Below are 14,092 nucleotides of genomic sequence, written 5' to 3' on the forward strand. Positions count from 1 at the left end.
TCTTGTTGATTTTCATTATTTCCTTGCTGAGACCCCCTACCGTTGTTCCCTTGTTGATTTTCATTATTTCCTTGCTGAGACCCCCTACCGTTGTTCTCTTGCTGGTTTCCATTATTTCCTTGCTGAGATCCTCTACCATTGTTTTCTTGTTGATTTCCCCTATTTTCTTGCTGAGATCCTCTACCATTATTTTCTTTCAATTGCTTCGATGGCTGTTCCTCGGTTTTCTTTTGTTCTTTCTGCTCTGGCTTCTCGTATTTTTTTTCTTTTACAGGAGACAAGTCAGATGATGCATCAGGAGATAACTTTGGCTGCGATTGCACCTCTTCTTCGTTTTCCACTTGATTAGACGGCGAGGCAGGTGGAGTAAGCGCTTTTTTCTTCTCTTCCTCTTGCTTTATATAGACACCTGTGCCAATTCCTGCTTTCCTAGCATTCTCTCGCACTTGCAACGTACTGCTTTGATATACGACTGTAACATGTTTTATCTCATACTCTTTCTTTAATTCTTGCATAGCCTTTTCCAACTGTGATTCTAGTGACTTATCCTTTGTAACAGCTGTTAGCATAACTTGCTTATCATTCGTTAAATACTTATCCTCTTGACTTTGCTTTATAATAGTACGTATTACGTCTTGCAATTGTTTATTTTCCCATTGCTTCAATTCTTTTAAAATACGCCTTCCATCATCATTACAAGCTTGCAAATCTATAACGCGAAGATCCTTTGTTATGCTCACCTCTACACTTGGATTTATATCAACTGAGACATAAGCAAATACTTTTTCTTCCGGTTGGTTGTAGAAAAATAGCAACGCACATAGAAAACAAGCAATAAGTAATGATGCAGGCTTTAAGAAAGAAGGGATCGAAAAACGCGATGCTCTTTGCTCTTGCTCATCAAATGAGATTTCCTCCCCAACCATGTAAGAATCCGCTTTTCTTTTACACGTAATAAACTCTCCATTTGGTGTTAAAACAACTACGCTATGTTTTTTTATATCCATTACAATTCCTTTATTCAACATGCTTCCCTCCTCTTATATAATCAAGAATGTATGTATAGTTGTTTGCAAAGATAATACACATTGCAATGATATATTTTCTATGCCGCTCTAACGTTTTACGACTTACCCTAACACGCGGTTCAATATGTTTAAGCGGTAGCTTTTTCTTTCGGAACAGCTCTTCCATCATTTCCTCGTCTTTTATAATTATCTTTACTATTTCTATTAAATGTTCACGCGTATCACGATGCTTAGGAGATTCTTTAGCAAGCTCTGAAAATGTGATTTTAAACTCAGCTAGCACACTTTGAAAATGAAGAATTTCCTCCTTACGGTTACTATTTTCCATCTCTTTCATATACTCCGTAAGCGACACTTGCATTTCTAACATTTCCTCTTGCTTATCTTCTTTTAAAAAGACAAGGTTATGTTTAGACTCCTTGCGTATATAGTCAATTACATCTCTTTTTATAAGAAGATCAGCAAACGCTAAAAAGGATTTTCCTTTTGTATATGAATACTGTTCAATTGCTTCGTTAAATGCAAACAATCCAATACTATATTCATCATCCTGTTCTGTAATATATCGGCGGCAGACAGATGAGATTGATTTTCTAATAAAAGGCTGATACTGTACGATAAACGCTTCTTTATCTCCTTCGTTGTTTTGTATGTTACATACGACATCTTCTATTTTCGGTTTTCTTAAGATCTTCATTACTAAACTCAACACTTGTAATCTCTCTCCCTCCTTCTGCTTTAAATAGAAAAATGGCCACTAAACAAGTGACCATTTAACCACATTTTCTTTGGGCTTGTCTTCTTGTTGCTCATATTTTTCAAGACCAACTTTTCTCAGCATCTTCTTAATGGTTATTCTTTTCTATCGACACTAAATTTAGGTTTGTATTTTAATCTACTTTCTTACGCTTGTTTTGCTTACTCTTTTTCTATTTTATCTGCAATCTTTGAATAACTCTTCTCTATATTTTTGGTAATTTTAGGTTTCACTTTCGGATTCCCCGCTTAATCTAGCAATTTTATTCATGCTTCAATGTTGTTTTCATTGCTTCTTTTTCTTCCATTTGCTTTCTTCACTATACATATTCGAAAGAACAACAAAATTTATGGGGGTTAAAAAATACTTTTTTATAAAATAAAGATTTATTTCAAAAACAAAAACCATCAATTTGAAAAAAGATTAATCAAATTGATGGTTTTCTTATAAGATTTTATTCATTTTTTATAACTACGTTTAATCATGCAAGCCTTTAATTGTTACTATCCTGCTTCTGTTGTTTCTACTACAAAGTTTTTATCGGCTACCTATCCACGTTTTACACTTATTAAATTCAGTTGGTTTCTCATTATATCTAAAAGAGTATCAGTTATTCTCTACCAATTTTATCTTTCTTGGTTATCATAATATGTTTTATCTGCGTATTTTTTATCATTTCCTTTTAGATAAGCTAAAATTACTTTTGGGTTTTTAAGCAACGCCCAGTCTCCATATGTATCAAACCTTCTGCATGAAGTTATCATTCCGTTTTTAATTGTACCGAATTTCTTATTATTTTGCTTTCCCCATTCTTTTAACCGTTTAGCGAAATCTGCATCTTCTGCCATAAGCATATTTTCGTTAAATCCGTTGATTGCCATAAAGTCTTTTTTATAGCACCAAAAAATCCCTACAGATATAGCTCCATACTTAAAAAGTAAGGGGATTATTATTAACATTGCGGAAACGAATATTCCTAAAGATATTCTTTCAAACTTCCCAGTTACCCCACCACCAATGTATTTACCTGAAGCTAAATATTTATCTACATTAGACAGCATAGACTCTGTCATTTGGGTATCAGCGTCTATTGTAATGATTATTTCTCCACTAGCTATTTTGGCCCCTGCATTTCGGATTTTAGATAAGCTTTTATCGTTATTTTTTAATGTAATACAGTTATAAGATTTTGCTATTTCCTCTGTTTTATCTGTACAACGATTTAAAACAACTATGACTTCCATTTGATCTTTATATGCCTCTGATGCCGTTGCAATTGAATCTAAACATTTTCTCATGTACTTTTCTTCATTATGTGCAGGGATTATAATAGAAAATTTTACATCTTTTTTTAAATTGCTTCCTGAAGATTCGTTTGTTTCATTCATAATATTCCCCTTATTTTATAAGGTAAATATCTATTATATATAACGTATATTAATATTTATTAGGTTATATTATAGAAACTGCAGGTTAACTGCTATTTAATTTGGAGGATTTAAAAAACAACATAAATTGTAGTGAATGAATCAATGATTCTATATGGAATGTATATAAGATGAACACAAAAGAAACCCTTCTAATTACTTTAGAGGAGTTTCTTTAATTTATTATCGCTATTAAACTAAAATTTCATAGTACCCCCTAAACGAAATTTCGTACTAATTTGTAACAAAACAGCTTATTTTGGAGTATTTGTTTTTCTTAACTTGCTGGCAATGGGCCATATAACAACAAATACATGCTTTCACAATTCATATTAGTTAAATTAATATTTTATCCGTTGTTTTATTTCTTTAAAACGAGCATGTATTAATTTCTTGATATCCGGGTGATCCTTATATAAGGTAACGGTATACATGATGGAGGATGCAAAAATAGTAGACCATATTAACCACTCACCAGCATGAGAAAGAACCTGAATTATTTCACTCGTAAACTGTTCCTGTCCCGCATGAAATGTCGATATAAGCGAGTTAAGATTGAACAACAATAAAATAACAATCCTGCCCAAAGGCATAATAGCCCATCCGATAATATACGTATAGCCTCCAACACTACATAATTGATTGTTATGACAAAAAACTTTCACTCTCTTAGCTTGCCAATAACCAACTATCGCTCCTAATATAAGCAAGCTAATTAATTCAATTTTAATTATAAAGTCCAATCTATTTGGAAGACCCATATAAGTTCTAATTATAGCCATGATTGGTATACCAAGAAGATCAAAGCTATCAACTTTCTTCGGGATAAGCTGCCTAATAATCAATACAATAACGACTACAAGAATAATAATGGAAACTTTATTTATGCTATCAATCCCTCTTTTTTTCTTTTAAATAATACTCAATAAGTTGATTTATTTTTTCTTCTGGATATGATTCTGGTGTTTGAAGAACATGAATGACTAGCCCGTCAATAAATCCGTACAATATCTCTAATTCAAAATCTCTATTGTAGCCTGGTGTGACATATTCTAGATCCTTCATTAAATCTAGGATTATTCCCATTAGGTACCTCGTATGGTCATCCATTTTCTTCCGCAGTTCAATAAGCTCTGGGGAACTAAAGGATATACCCAGGAATGTAATCCAAACCTTCCCTTCCAATATTTCTTCTTTATTAATAGGAATAATGAATTTCATTAATCTTCTAAGTGCTTCTTCTTTCGTTCCCTTAAAATCACTTGTACGAGTTTTCGCTCGCTCTTCCATTCGATTCAATACTAAATTCATTGCATAGTGAATTAATTCATTTTTAGACGAAAAATGATGCTGAACAAGTCCAACCGAAATGTTTGCTTCGGCAGCGATTTGCTGTATAGAAGCTTTATCAATACCTTTTTCTAATATTACACGCCAAGTAGCAGTGGCTATTTGATTCTTCCTTTGTATTTGATTAACTATTTTAGGCATTCATATCCCCCCCTTTTTATAATATGATTGTATTATAAAAAGCGTACCTAAAACAATATGAACATATTGCTTTAGCTATAATAGGGCTCTTGCCACATCGATATCAAGCTAAGAAAAGCAAATACCCCCAAACAATTTTTTTCGTTTGGGGGATACTTTAAAAATTGAGATTTCATTATAAAATAGCTCTTCAGATTTGTTTGTTTTGTAGATTAACTAACACGATAAGTCTCATGCATTATAGAAACGTATGTAACGGTGAATACGAGCTTTACATACGTTTTTATCGTTTTTAGAAAAATAAAAAGGGTAGTCATTTTTTACGACTTAACCCTTTCTCTACGAGCTAACGAATGTATAGAATTCAGCTAAACCCCACTCTAACTTTCTATCTGTAAAAATACTTTCCAACAGAATCAAGCGAATTCATTATTTAATTTAACAATGTAAATGGCGCTGTGTAAATTGTATCAATGGAACCATCGGCATTTTCAACTTCAATTTTAAAACGGAATGTACCTGTGCCCCAAATTGATTCGCCATTGCCACTGAAAGCGACTATTTCATCTCTCCTTTTAACTCTTTACTTCCTAACAACCGGAATCCATATTTCACCAAATACTAAACCATTTCGCTGCCCCATCTCAACCATTGTATTTGGTCCACCAACATAGGCAAAATCCTTTGCTTCAGGTAAGATTTGAGAAAATGCAATACCAGTAACCTTATTACTTAGCTCCTCAGCCGTCTTACCTTCCCCTTTAACTACTAAGTATTCCCCCTTAGGAAACTGGATCACTCTACATTCTTCTTGTATTTGTTCCTCTGTCATGACACCGGCATAATACATCATCTTGTTATTCACAGCTTCGCTCACAGAAAAAATGTAATCATTTGTGGCTATAGCTTTTAAAGTGTCCAGCCTTCCATCTTGTGTAACTGCCAACCAAAAATCTGCCTTTTCCTTGTTTATGCCTGCAAAGTCTGTGTATTCACTCTTAATTTCAGTTCCAATACCTAAAACGATAAAGCTATCTTTTTCTTCTAAAGTATAATTTTTCATATTCAAAACCTTCCTCTTTTTTAATTAATCAAACGATTTATCTTTTCATCTGATGAGTTTATAATATCCTTAAATCATGTCAAAAAATGATACTGTTTAGGAGAACAAAATGAAAAAAGTTGAACGGATTAATACGATGATGCGGTATATTAACAACCGCTCCCACTTTACTATTTCTGAAATTATACACGAATTTAATATCTCTCGATCGACAGCTATTAGAGACATTAGAGAAATTGAAGCTATGGGGATGCCACTTGTCGCTGAAGTTGGAAGGGCTGGGGGATATTTTGTTATGCATAACTCTATCCTGCCCGTCGTTCGCTTTACTGATAATGAAGTCAAAGCTCTTTTTATTGCCTTTATGGCCACAAGAAATCAACAACTTCCCTATCTAAAGAGTCGTCAGTCTTTAGCTGAAAAACTACTGGGACTCATCTCAGAAACTCAACAGGACGACCTTGTTCTTTTAAATCAAATCTTGCTTTTTGGAGGGACTAATCCCCATAATCCCGATTTACTTGAGCTTTCCGACCTCCCTCATCCTATGTTAGAAAAACTCATCCAAATCCTTCTTTTAGATAGCCATTTATTGATTACTACCAAAGAAGCGGAGGAAATCAAGTCTTATCCAATTTATCTACTACACCTTTATCAAGAAAAAAGCCATTGGATAATTGAAGGCTTTGACATAAAAGAAGAAAAAAAGAAAATGTTTCTTGTCGATCATCTCATTAATATCGAGCCCTATACGACGAAAAAAAGATTAAGTAAGAAAAAGATTTTAGAAAAACTAAGTAAGAAGGACGAAGCAATCAACCTTGTACTTGAACTTGGTCCAAAAGCGATCGCCCAGTTCAAAAAATACCATCCTTTAAAAATTTCTATTTCTTATACAAATCCTTACCAATCCACAGCCATTTTAAAGACTTTTATCAATGTGAACAATCTCGATGAATTGACAGAAATAACGAATTGGTTACTTTTCCTAGGTGGGGATATCAAGGTCAAGGAAGTACCTGAAGAAGTATTAGAGGGTTTACAAGAGAGAGTATGCTTATACTTCCCATAAACAGTGAACAGTTAAAACTCATTAAATCGCTTGTTTAAAATCCCAATTTCATTAAATGCTCCAATATAAAAATAAAAGCACAATTCTTATTCCAGAATTGCACCTGATTGTTGCATAACATAATGGCATTATATCGACAATAGTTACCGTGAGAGCATAACAAGTAATGAAAGCACGGAAAATCTTCCCGTGCTTTTCTAAACATATATATTATTCCGGTAGATTTAGTTACCTCGATACTTACCCTAATTGACGTTTAAATGCTTTACTAGCGAAGAAGTAAGCGATAACCATGATGCCAACGCACCAAGCAAGTGCAATCCAAATATCGTTGCCAACAGCCCCTTCATATAAGAGGGCACGAATCGCATTCACGATTGAAGTCACAGGCTGGTTCTCGGCGAACGCACGAACAATTTTTGGCATAGTTTCGGTAGGAACAAAGGCCGAACTGATAAAGGGTAGAAAAATTAGCGGGTACGAGTAGGCTGTCGCTCCCTCCATAGACTTCGCTGTCAGCCCTGGAATGACAGCCAACCATGTCAGCGCCAGCGTAAACATCCCGAGTATCCCAGCTACCGCGAGCCAATCTAGAATATTAGCGCTGGAACGGAAGCCCATTAAAAGTGCAACGAGGATAACCACCACGATAGTAAGCACATTAGCAACAAGTGAGGTTAATACGTGAGCCCACAATACAGACGAACGCTTGATGGGCATAGTAATGAAACGCGCCATCAGCCCACTCTTTACATCCGTAAACAACCGCACGGAAGTGTAAGCGACACCGGAAGCGATAGCCATCAACAAGATTCCCGGTAGCAAATAATTGACATAATTATCTGTTCCTGTCTCTATGGCACCACCAAATACGTAAACAAACAACAGCATCATCATAATCGGTGTAATTGCTACCGTAATAATCGTATCTGGACTGCGCATGATGTTTCGCATTAACCGTCCTAATAATACCCCTGTTTTGCTTTTCATTTACATCTCCTCCTTTTTACCGATAATCGCAAGGAAAATTTCCTCCAACGTCGGCTGCTTCTCGATATACTCCACTTTTGCTGGTGGGAACATTTCTTTTAGTTCAGTAAGAGTACCAGTCGTAATAATTTTTCCTTCATGCAAGATCGCGATACGGTCCGCCAGTTGTTCTGCTTCCTCCAAGTACTGAGTTGTCAACAAGATAGTTGTGCCACCGCCAGCAAGTTCCTTGACGGTATCCCACACTTCAATCCGTGCTTCAGGGTCAAGCCCTGTCGTTGGTTCATCGAGAAAAATGACTGCTGGCGTCCCGATCAAGCTCATGGCAATATCAAGCCGGCGCTTCATCCCTCCCGAATACTGGTCTGCCCTCTGGTTGGCTGCATCAGTCAGGCTGAATCTTGCAAGCAGATTATCAGCGACTTGAGTGGGATTGGAAACTCCACGCAACTTGGCGATCATTATCAAGTTTTCTCTCCCAGTGAGCATACCGTCTAAAGCTGCGAACTGCCCTGTCAGGCTGATATTTTGACGAACATGATCCGGTTGACGCTGGACGTCAAAACCGCAAATACTTACTTCACCACCATCTTGCTTCATCAGCGTCGAGAGGATGTTGACCGTCGTCGTCTTGCCTGCTCCATTTGAACCCAGCAGTGCAAAAATTTCGCCACGCTGCACCTCAAAATCCACGCCCTTTAACACTTCCTTTTCTTTAAAGGATTTTTTTAATCCTTTTACAGAAATCGCTGCATCGCTCATACTTTTTTTCCTCCTTATAAAAAATGTTTTGTGAAGATAAATTACCTACGCTCTCTATTTAGTGTTACTGATATTCTGTATTACTTAGTACTGATTTAAAAATATAACTGAATAGCAATGGTGGCAATTCACATTTGTACCAGCTAATCAGTCGGTATTATCTATTGCATTTATTTTTTTCTCAATTGCTTCATGATACTTTGGTTCAAATCTTCACGATACTTGGAGACATACGTTTTAGCGTTTGCCACTAGTTCGTCAGCAAAGGATGCTACGTCCTCCCCAGTGATTTCCAGCACTTGTCTACCTTCCGCTGCACCTGCTTCAAACAAATCGATTAATTCATACTGTATGTGTAGCATATCCATCCCGTTGCCCGCTGAGAAATTCCACATGTAGTTTTGAATTTTCTTAAACACAAATTGGTAGTCCTCTGGTAAGGCTCCAACCCGTGCCATCATCATTTTGTACTCTTTTTTATCACCAATTAATTTTTTGAACATTTCCATCATATTATTTTTCCTCCTTTTTTATAAAGCAGAACAAGAAACTCCAAAAACATTAGACGCAATAACTTATCTTATGAAGCTAGTTTGACTTCAAGACGTTAATTTTTGATGAAACAAAATCCCATTTTTCCCAGAACAATTCAAGCTCCTGGCGGCCAGCATCATTAAGTGAATAAAACTTACGGGGCGGCCCCATATCTGACGGTTTCTTTTCAATATTCACAAGCTTTTTCTTCTCTAATCGTACTAGGATGGTATAGACCGTTCCTTCCACAACTTCGGTAAACCCAAGATCATTCAGGTGTCGGGTAATCTCATAGCCATACGTTTCACGGCGGCTAATGATTTCCAGCACACATCCTTCCAGCGAACCTTTCAGCATTTCGGTTAAATTTTCCATATTCTGATCCTCCTCTACCCCCTATTCTGTCTGACTTATATTCAGTATTACAGAGTACTAAGGCGAATTTTTTACTGAATAGCTTTTGAGAAACCACACTATTCAGTATTACTTATTACAAGTACATTGTACGACTAAGTAGATAAGATGTCAACTGCATTTTCAAAAAAATTTAAAAATCAGCTATATCCCTATTCGTTACAGCTGATTTTCTTTATGAAGAGGTCTCGCCACATACCTATCAAGCTAAGAAAAGCGAATATCCAAAATAAATACTGTACATTTTTTATTTTGGATCGTTATAAAATTCTGAAGTTGATGGATGTGGCGGGTTCCCTTTATTAATGAGATGGATTATTTTTACGTTCTTCTACAAACTCACCTGCGAATTTAATACATAAGTTTTTGAATACATACAAATTCTTTATAAAAACAACACTACATGTAAGACATACTGTTTGTTACGATAACATCATGTTCATATCTTCTGCTGCAGTTGTAATTAGTTTTAAACCAAATGTTTCTTGTAATACATCAAGTACGCCAGGTGAAATAAATTCAGGAGCCTTTGGACCAATGCGAATATCTTGAATCCCAAAACTAAATAGCCCTAGTAAAATGGCAACCGCTTTTTGTTCAAACCATGATAAGACAATGCTCACTGGCAATTCATTCACTTCACATTGAAAAACATCTGCTAAAGCGGCCGCTATTTTTACTGTAGAAATTGAATTATTACATTGCCCTAAATCAATGTAACGTGGAATCTCCGTACCAGGTACAACACCATAATTTACATCATTAAAGCGGAATTTCCCACAAGAAGTTGTTAAAATAACCGTTTCTAGGGGAAGTGACGTTGCTAATTCACGATAATATTCTCCACCTTTTCCTGGTGCATCACAACCTGCGATAACAAAGAAACGCTTTATTTTCCCTTCCTTTACTGCCTCAATGATTTCTGGAGCTAATGATAATACTGTATGATGATGAAATCCTGTTACTAATTGTTCATCCGACTCCATACATACTTCAGGAAGTTCTAGCGCTTTTTGAATCAATGGTGTAAAATCATCATTTTCAATTTTTTGTACACCCTCTAAACCTGCAATATCATATGAAAAGAATCGATCAGAGTATGATCCTTTAATTGGCATAACACAGTTCGTTGTAGCTAATATTGCACCGGTAAATTTTTCGAAAAGGCGTCTTTGATCGTACCATGCTTTACCAATGTTTCCTTTTAAATGTTTATATTTTTTCAATTGTGGATATCCGTGTGCTGGTAGCATTTCAGAATGCGTATAAATATTTATCTCTTTTCCTTCTGTTTGCTTTAATAATTCCTCTAATGCAAATAAATTATGGCCAGTAACTACAATTGCCTTACCTTCTACATGATTTTGTGTAATTTGAACAGGTTCTGGAACACCAAAGTGATTCGTATGTGCCTCATCTAATAACTCCATCACTCGTAAAGCTGATTTCCCAACTTTCATAGCCATATCAATATGTTCTTGTTCATTAAAATTAGAATTTGTTAATGTCATATATAACGCTTCTTGAGTTGTAGCATCTACAAATGCATCAGTATACCCTAGCTGAGCAGCATGTGTACGATAAGCCGCAATTCCTTTTAATCCAAACACAATCGTATCTTGTAAACTTGCAATTGTTTCATTCTTACCGCAAACACCCATTACTTTACATCCGCCTGTTGGCGTTTGTTCACATTGATAGCAAAACATATCATCCCACCCTTTCCCAATCATTCATTACAAACTAAGCATAATATTCATTGAGAAAAAGGGATGTGATATCAATCACAATAATATATAAAAATTTGTGACAATTCATCTTGTCGACATAATATTTTTACTATCTTCTTAATTTTATCCCTAATTTCCTTTCATAATATACAAATGAACGAACAAATACCGATACCATATACAGATGCCTCAGCAAGAAGAAAATTTAGGTCTTAGCCTAACCGCCATTCATCCGCCACCTGCTTATTCCTTGAGATGGGAGTTTTCTGTCGGGAAATGATTTAAAACATAATGGGAATTTCTTCATTTACAATATTTTTACACTATCTTAACATTGTTTACATCTCTACATGTTATAGTGATATAGAAACTACTTAAGGAATTTCATGTACATTTTTATCTTTATGATTTCTTGTCTGATTGATAAGAGATCATGTTATATTTTTATAACAGGGGTGAGTTAGAATGAATGAAACTTTCATGACACTTTTAATGCATGATGTTACTTACGTTACTATAGCACTTATGACAGTACTGGTTTTTGTATACTTGGAATTAAAATCTCAATGACATTTTCAGGATTGTTCAATAGCCTTGGCATTTAAATATAATAAGTATAAACAGAGGAGGAAATTGTTTTCTTCTCTCTTTTGTATTCCCAAAGTGTCTTAAATATAAAAGGATTAAGCTAAGTTTTACAACTTAGGTGCGTAATCTACTAAGTATCATGCTTTTTTCAAACATAATACCCCTTAATCAAAGGTGTAAATTTATCAAATTATATCTTGATACAAAAAAACAGCGACATATAGTTATGTCGCTATCATTATTTTATTTCAACAAATCCAATGTATGTAAAAGCAATCCTTTGCCACCTACATCACCATGACCAGGTACTACTGAATTCATGTTTCCATATCGGTTCAATACATTTTCAATCGATGTGGACCATTCATTTACATACGCATCAGCAACATTCCCTAAATCTTTTGCTTCCGCAGATTTCACTAAACAGCCTCCAACTAAAATTTTATATTGAGGTAACCAGACAACAATGTTATCTTCTGTATGTCCTTTACCTGGATAGAACGTTTCTACTTTCATATTTCCAAACTTCATATTCGTAATCGTTTGTAAGTCTCCGAGTGGCACTTCATATCCATTTTTCTTTGCTAGTTCCGCAGTTAATGCTGTACTATGCGCTTTAATTCCTCTTTCTTTCAACGCTTTAATTCCGCCAATTCGATCAGCATGTGCATGTGTAATAATGACATCCGTTACGCGCTTCTGAAATTTCTCTTCTGCCATCTCTATTAATTCCTTCGTTAACTTATCATCCCAAGAAGAATCGACAAGTACTAATCCTTTAGAAGTATTAAGAACTAGACCGTTCGAAGGAACTGCTTCTCTGTTAAAATACCCTAACTCCGTATGAACCCATACATTTTTGTTTAACTGAGAAATTGAAATGGTTCCTGTCTCATTTTTTATTATGTTTTGCTCTACCTTTTGTTCTGCTTTTACTGGAGATACTGCACTAACAAATTGAGTTGCTCCTAGTAAACTTATACATAACCCTACTTTTAATAATGTATTCTTTTTCATTTTTATCAATCCGTTCTTTCAAAGCAAATAGTTATTACCTATAATAGACAATTCATTTCAAAAGTTTGTTCCATCTTTACTTACATATTTTTCATGCCATTAATAAAAAAACGTACAAAATTTTGTACACTTTAAGACTTAACCTTTCATTCCATAATTCTCAAACTCTTCCTCATCCCCATAAAATACATTCAAATCAATATACTTTTCTTTTCCTTTAAAACCTCTTAATCTTCCACGGTTCGTGTATTGCCAAAACGTCCAATTTCTTTCATCTGATAAACTCGTTTTTGTAAGAACACTACGAATCCATATATCACATTCAGGATATGCATCCTTTATATACAAATCATACGCCTCTTGAGTTGCATACAATATAACTTTCTTGTCATAATGTTTTTCGAGCATTCTTACCATTACTGACAACTCTTTCACAACATCTTCACGTTTAGGAGGATTGTCTTTTTTATTACCATAAAACTCAACATCAATTACCGGTGGTAACGCTCGTCCATCTTTTGGAACGGTTCGCATATATTGCTCTGCTTGCGTTTCACCCTTACTATCAAAACTAAAAAAATGATACGCTCCGGTGCGCATACCTGTCTTATTCGCATTCGTCCAATTTGTCGAAAAGTACTCATCCACAAACGAGCTCCCTTCAGTGGCCTTTATAAACGCAAACTTCATATTTTGCTTTTCTAACTCTCTCCAATCTATCTCTCCTTGATAAGATGCGACATCTACACCTTTTATTTCATACTTGTCCGCACTTAATTGATTCGGAATGAATATACCTTGAAAAACTAAGTAAGCGAAAACACCCATTACACTAATTAAGGTAAAAACTCCTCCTATAATAAGCTTCTTTTTCATTCGTATCCTCCATCTTTACGCATTAAAATTCTACTTACCATTCACGCTTTTTATTAATCATCATTTTTTCTTCAAACGCCTTCTCTAAATCAATTTCTAATTTATTTGCTAAATCACATACATTCCAAATTACATCAAACATTTCTAAACCGATTTCTCGTTTCGAATCTTGTATTTTATCACGTTTTAATATAACTTCTGTTAATTCACCTAATTCCGCCATTGCATACATCGTACGCTCTTCAATTGTCGTATTTTGAAACCCTTTTTCTTTACTAAAACTTGCTACATATCTCTGGAATTCTGAAATATTCATATGTAATCTCCCTTCCTCACAAATACT

The 14,092-nt window shown here is 35.0% G+C and carries 15 protein-coding genes; 1 reads left to right on the plus strand and 14 read right to left on the minus strand.

Features of this window, described 5'->3' with window-relative positions; all coding sequences use genetic code 11:
• The 6 genes from ACQKNR_RS17165 to ACQKNR_RS17190 all read right to left on the minus strand — a co-directional run.
• A partial coding sequence (locus ACQKNR_RS17165; RefSeq protein ID WP_427318965.1) for an anti-sigma-I factor RsgI family protein occupies positions 1 to 1,028 on the minus strand: 1,028 nt, incomplete at its 3' end.
• The gene (gene sigI, locus ACQKNR_RS17170) at positions 1,018 to 1,740 is read right to left on the minus strand and encodes an RNA polymerase sigma factor SigI (RefSeq protein ID WP_427318967.1); all 723 of its coding nucleotides are present in this window, start codon (positions 1,738 to 1,740) and stop codon (positions 1,018 to 1,020) included. The genes ACQKNR_RS17165 and sigI, both read right to left, overlap by 11 nt.
• Before the next feature lie 671 nt (positions 1,741 to 2,411).
• A complete protein-coding gene (locus ACQKNR_RS17175) occupies positions 2,412 to 3,173 on the minus strand; it encodes a glycosyltransferase (RefSeq protein WP_427318969.1) in 762 nt (253 codons plus the stop codon).
• 380 nt (positions 3,174 to 3,553) lie between these two features.
• Positions 3,554 to 4,099 (minus strand): hypothetical protein, encoded by a 546-nt coding sequence (locus tag ACQKNR_RS17180; protein WP_427319074.1) that lies wholly within the window; start codon positions 4,097 to 4,099, stop codon positions 3,554 to 3,556.
• A gap of 4 nt (positions 4,100 to 4,103) precedes the next feature.
• Positions 4,104 to 4,703 carry a TetR/AcrR family transcriptional regulator gene (locus ACQKNR_RS17185; protein ID WP_427318971.1) on the minus strand — a complete coding sequence of 200 codons (600 nt, stop codon included), beginning with the start codon at positions 4,701 to 4,703 and terminating at the stop codon, positions 4,104 to 4,106.
• 583 nt (positions 4,704 to 5,286) lie between these two features.
• The gene (locus ACQKNR_RS17190; RefSeq protein ID WP_427318973.1) at positions 5,287 to 5,766 is read right to left on the minus strand and encodes a GyrI-like domain-containing protein; all 480 of its coding nucleotides are present in this window, start codon (positions 5,764 to 5,766) and stop codon (positions 5,287 to 5,289) included.
• A gap of 109 nt (positions 5,767 to 5,875) precedes the next feature.
• On the opposite strand from ACQKNR_RS17190, the gene ACQKNR_RS17195 reads away from it, so the two are divergent.
• Complete coding sequence (locus ACQKNR_RS17195) at positions 5,876 to 6,838, plus strand: helix-turn-helix transcriptional regulator (protein WP_427318975.1); 963 nt, start codon at positions 5,876 to 5,878, stop codon at positions 6,836 to 6,838.
• A gap of 240 nt (positions 6,839 to 7,078) precedes the next feature.
• Here the strand turns inward: ACQKNR_RS17195 and ACQKNR_RS17200 are convergent, their stop codons facing one another.
• The 8 genes from ACQKNR_RS17200 to ACQKNR_RS17235 form a co-directional block, all read right to left on the minus strand.
• Positions 7,079 to 7,828 carry an ABC transporter permease gene (locus ACQKNR_RS17200; RefSeq protein WP_427318977.1) on the minus strand — a complete coding sequence of 250 codons (750 nt, stop codon included), beginning with the start codon at positions 7,826 to 7,828 and terminating at the stop codon, positions 7,079 to 7,081.
• On the minus strand, positions 7,829 to 8,590 hold the full coding sequence (locus tag ACQKNR_RS17205; protein WP_427318979.1) for an ABC transporter ATP-binding protein: 762 nt from the start codon (positions 8,588 to 8,590) through the stop codon (positions 7,829 to 7,831).
• Between the two features lie 170 nt (positions 8,591 to 8,760).
• Positions 8,761 to 9,102, minus strand: a complete 342-nt coding sequence (locus ACQKNR_RS17210) for a DUF1048 domain-containing protein (RefSeq protein ID WP_178939428.1) — start codon at positions 9,100 to 9,102, stop codon at positions 8,761 to 8,763.
• Between the two features lie 76 nt (positions 9,103 to 9,178).
• Entirely contained in the window at positions 9,179 to 9,499 is a 321-nt protein-coding gene (locus ACQKNR_RS17215; protein WP_000429482.1) for a PadR family transcriptional regulator, read from the minus strand.
• 461 nt (positions 9,500 to 9,960) lie between these two features.
• Positions 9,961 to 11,247 carry a hydroxylamine reductase gene (gene hcp / locus ACQKNR_RS17220; protein ID WP_427318981.1) on the minus strand — a complete coding sequence of 429 codons (1,287 nt, stop codon included), beginning with the start codon at positions 11,245 to 11,247 and terminating at the stop codon, positions 9,961 to 9,963.
• 852 nt (positions 11,248 to 12,099) lie between these two features.
• Entirely contained in the window at positions 12,100 to 12,873 is a 774-nt protein-coding gene (gene bla2, locus ACQKNR_RS17225; protein WP_427318983.1) for a BcII family subclass B1 metallo-beta-lactamase, read from the minus strand.
• A gap of 138 nt (positions 12,874 to 13,011) precedes the next feature.
• The gene (locus ACQKNR_RS17230; RefSeq protein ID WP_427318985.1) at positions 13,012 to 13,749 is read right to left on the minus strand and encodes a glycoside hydrolase family 25 protein; all 738 of its coding nucleotides are present in this window, start codon (positions 13,747 to 13,749) and stop codon (positions 13,012 to 13,014) included.
• Positions 13,750 to 13,783: 34 nt separating this feature from the next.
• Positions 13,784 to 14,065 carry a MazG nucleotide pyrophosphohydrolase domain-containing protein gene (locus tag ACQKNR_RS17235; RefSeq protein ID WP_427318987.1) on the minus strand — a complete coding sequence of 94 codons (282 nt, stop codon included), beginning with the start codon at positions 14,063 to 14,065 and terminating at the stop codon, positions 13,784 to 13,786.
• Between the last annotated feature and the right edge of the window lie 27 nt (positions 14,066 to 14,092).

Origin of the sequence: Bacillus sp. NPDC094077 (assembly GCF_050279465.1) — a bacterium.
Lineage (GTDB): Bacteria > Bacillota > Bacilli > Bacillales > Bacillaceae_G > Bacillus_A.

Bases quoted from the DNA above. Each gene is read 5' to 3' on its own strand.
- ACQKNR_RS17210 (WP_178939428.1), bottom strand. From the start codon at position 9,102: ATGATGGAAATGTTCAAAAAATTAATTGGTGATAAAAAAGAGTACAAA.
- ACQKNR_RS17230 (WP_427318985.1), bottom strand. From the start codon at position 13,749: ATGAAAAAGAAGCTTATTATAGGAGGAGTTTTTACCTTAATTAGTGTA.
- ACQKNR_RS17235 (WP_427318987.1), bottom strand. From the start codon at position 14,065: ATGAATATTTCAGAATTCCAGAGATATGTAGCAAGTTTTAGTAAAGAA.
- bla2 (WP_427318983.1), bottom strand. From the start codon at position 12,873: ATGAAAAAGAATACATTATTAAAAGTAGGGTTATGTATAAGTTTACTA.
- ACQKNR_RS17195 (WP_427318975.1), top strand. From the start codon at position 5,876: ATGAAAAAAGTTGAACGGATTAATACGATGATGCGGTATATTAACAAC.
- ACQKNR_RS17185 (WP_427318971.1), bottom strand. From the start codon at position 4,703: ATGCCTAAAATAGTTAATCAAATACAAAGGAAGAATCAAATAGCCACT.
- hcp (WP_427318981.1), bottom strand. From the start codon at position 11,247: ATGTTTTGCTATCAATGTGAACAAACGCCAACAGGCGGATGTAAAGTA.
- ACQKNR_RS17200 (WP_427318977.1), bottom strand. From the start codon at position 7,828: ATGAAAAGCAAAACAGGGGTATTATTAGGACGGTTAATGCGAAACATC.
- ACQKNR_RS17215 (WP_000429482.1), bottom strand. From the start codon at position 9,499: ATGGAAAATTTAACCGAAATGCTGAAAGGTTCGCTGGAAGGATGTGTG.
- ACQKNR_RS17175 (WP_427318969.1), bottom strand. From the start codon at position 3,173: ATGAATGAAACAAACGAATCTTCAGGAAGCAATTTAAAAAAAGATGTA.
- ACQKNR_RS17190 (WP_427318973.1), bottom strand. From the start codon at position 5,766: ATGAAAAATTATACTTTAGAAGAAAAAGATAGCTTTATCGTTTTAGGT.
- ACQKNR_RS17205 (WP_427318979.1), bottom strand. From the start codon at position 8,590: ATGAGCGATGCAGCGATTTCTGTAAAAGGATTAAAAAAATCCTTTAAA.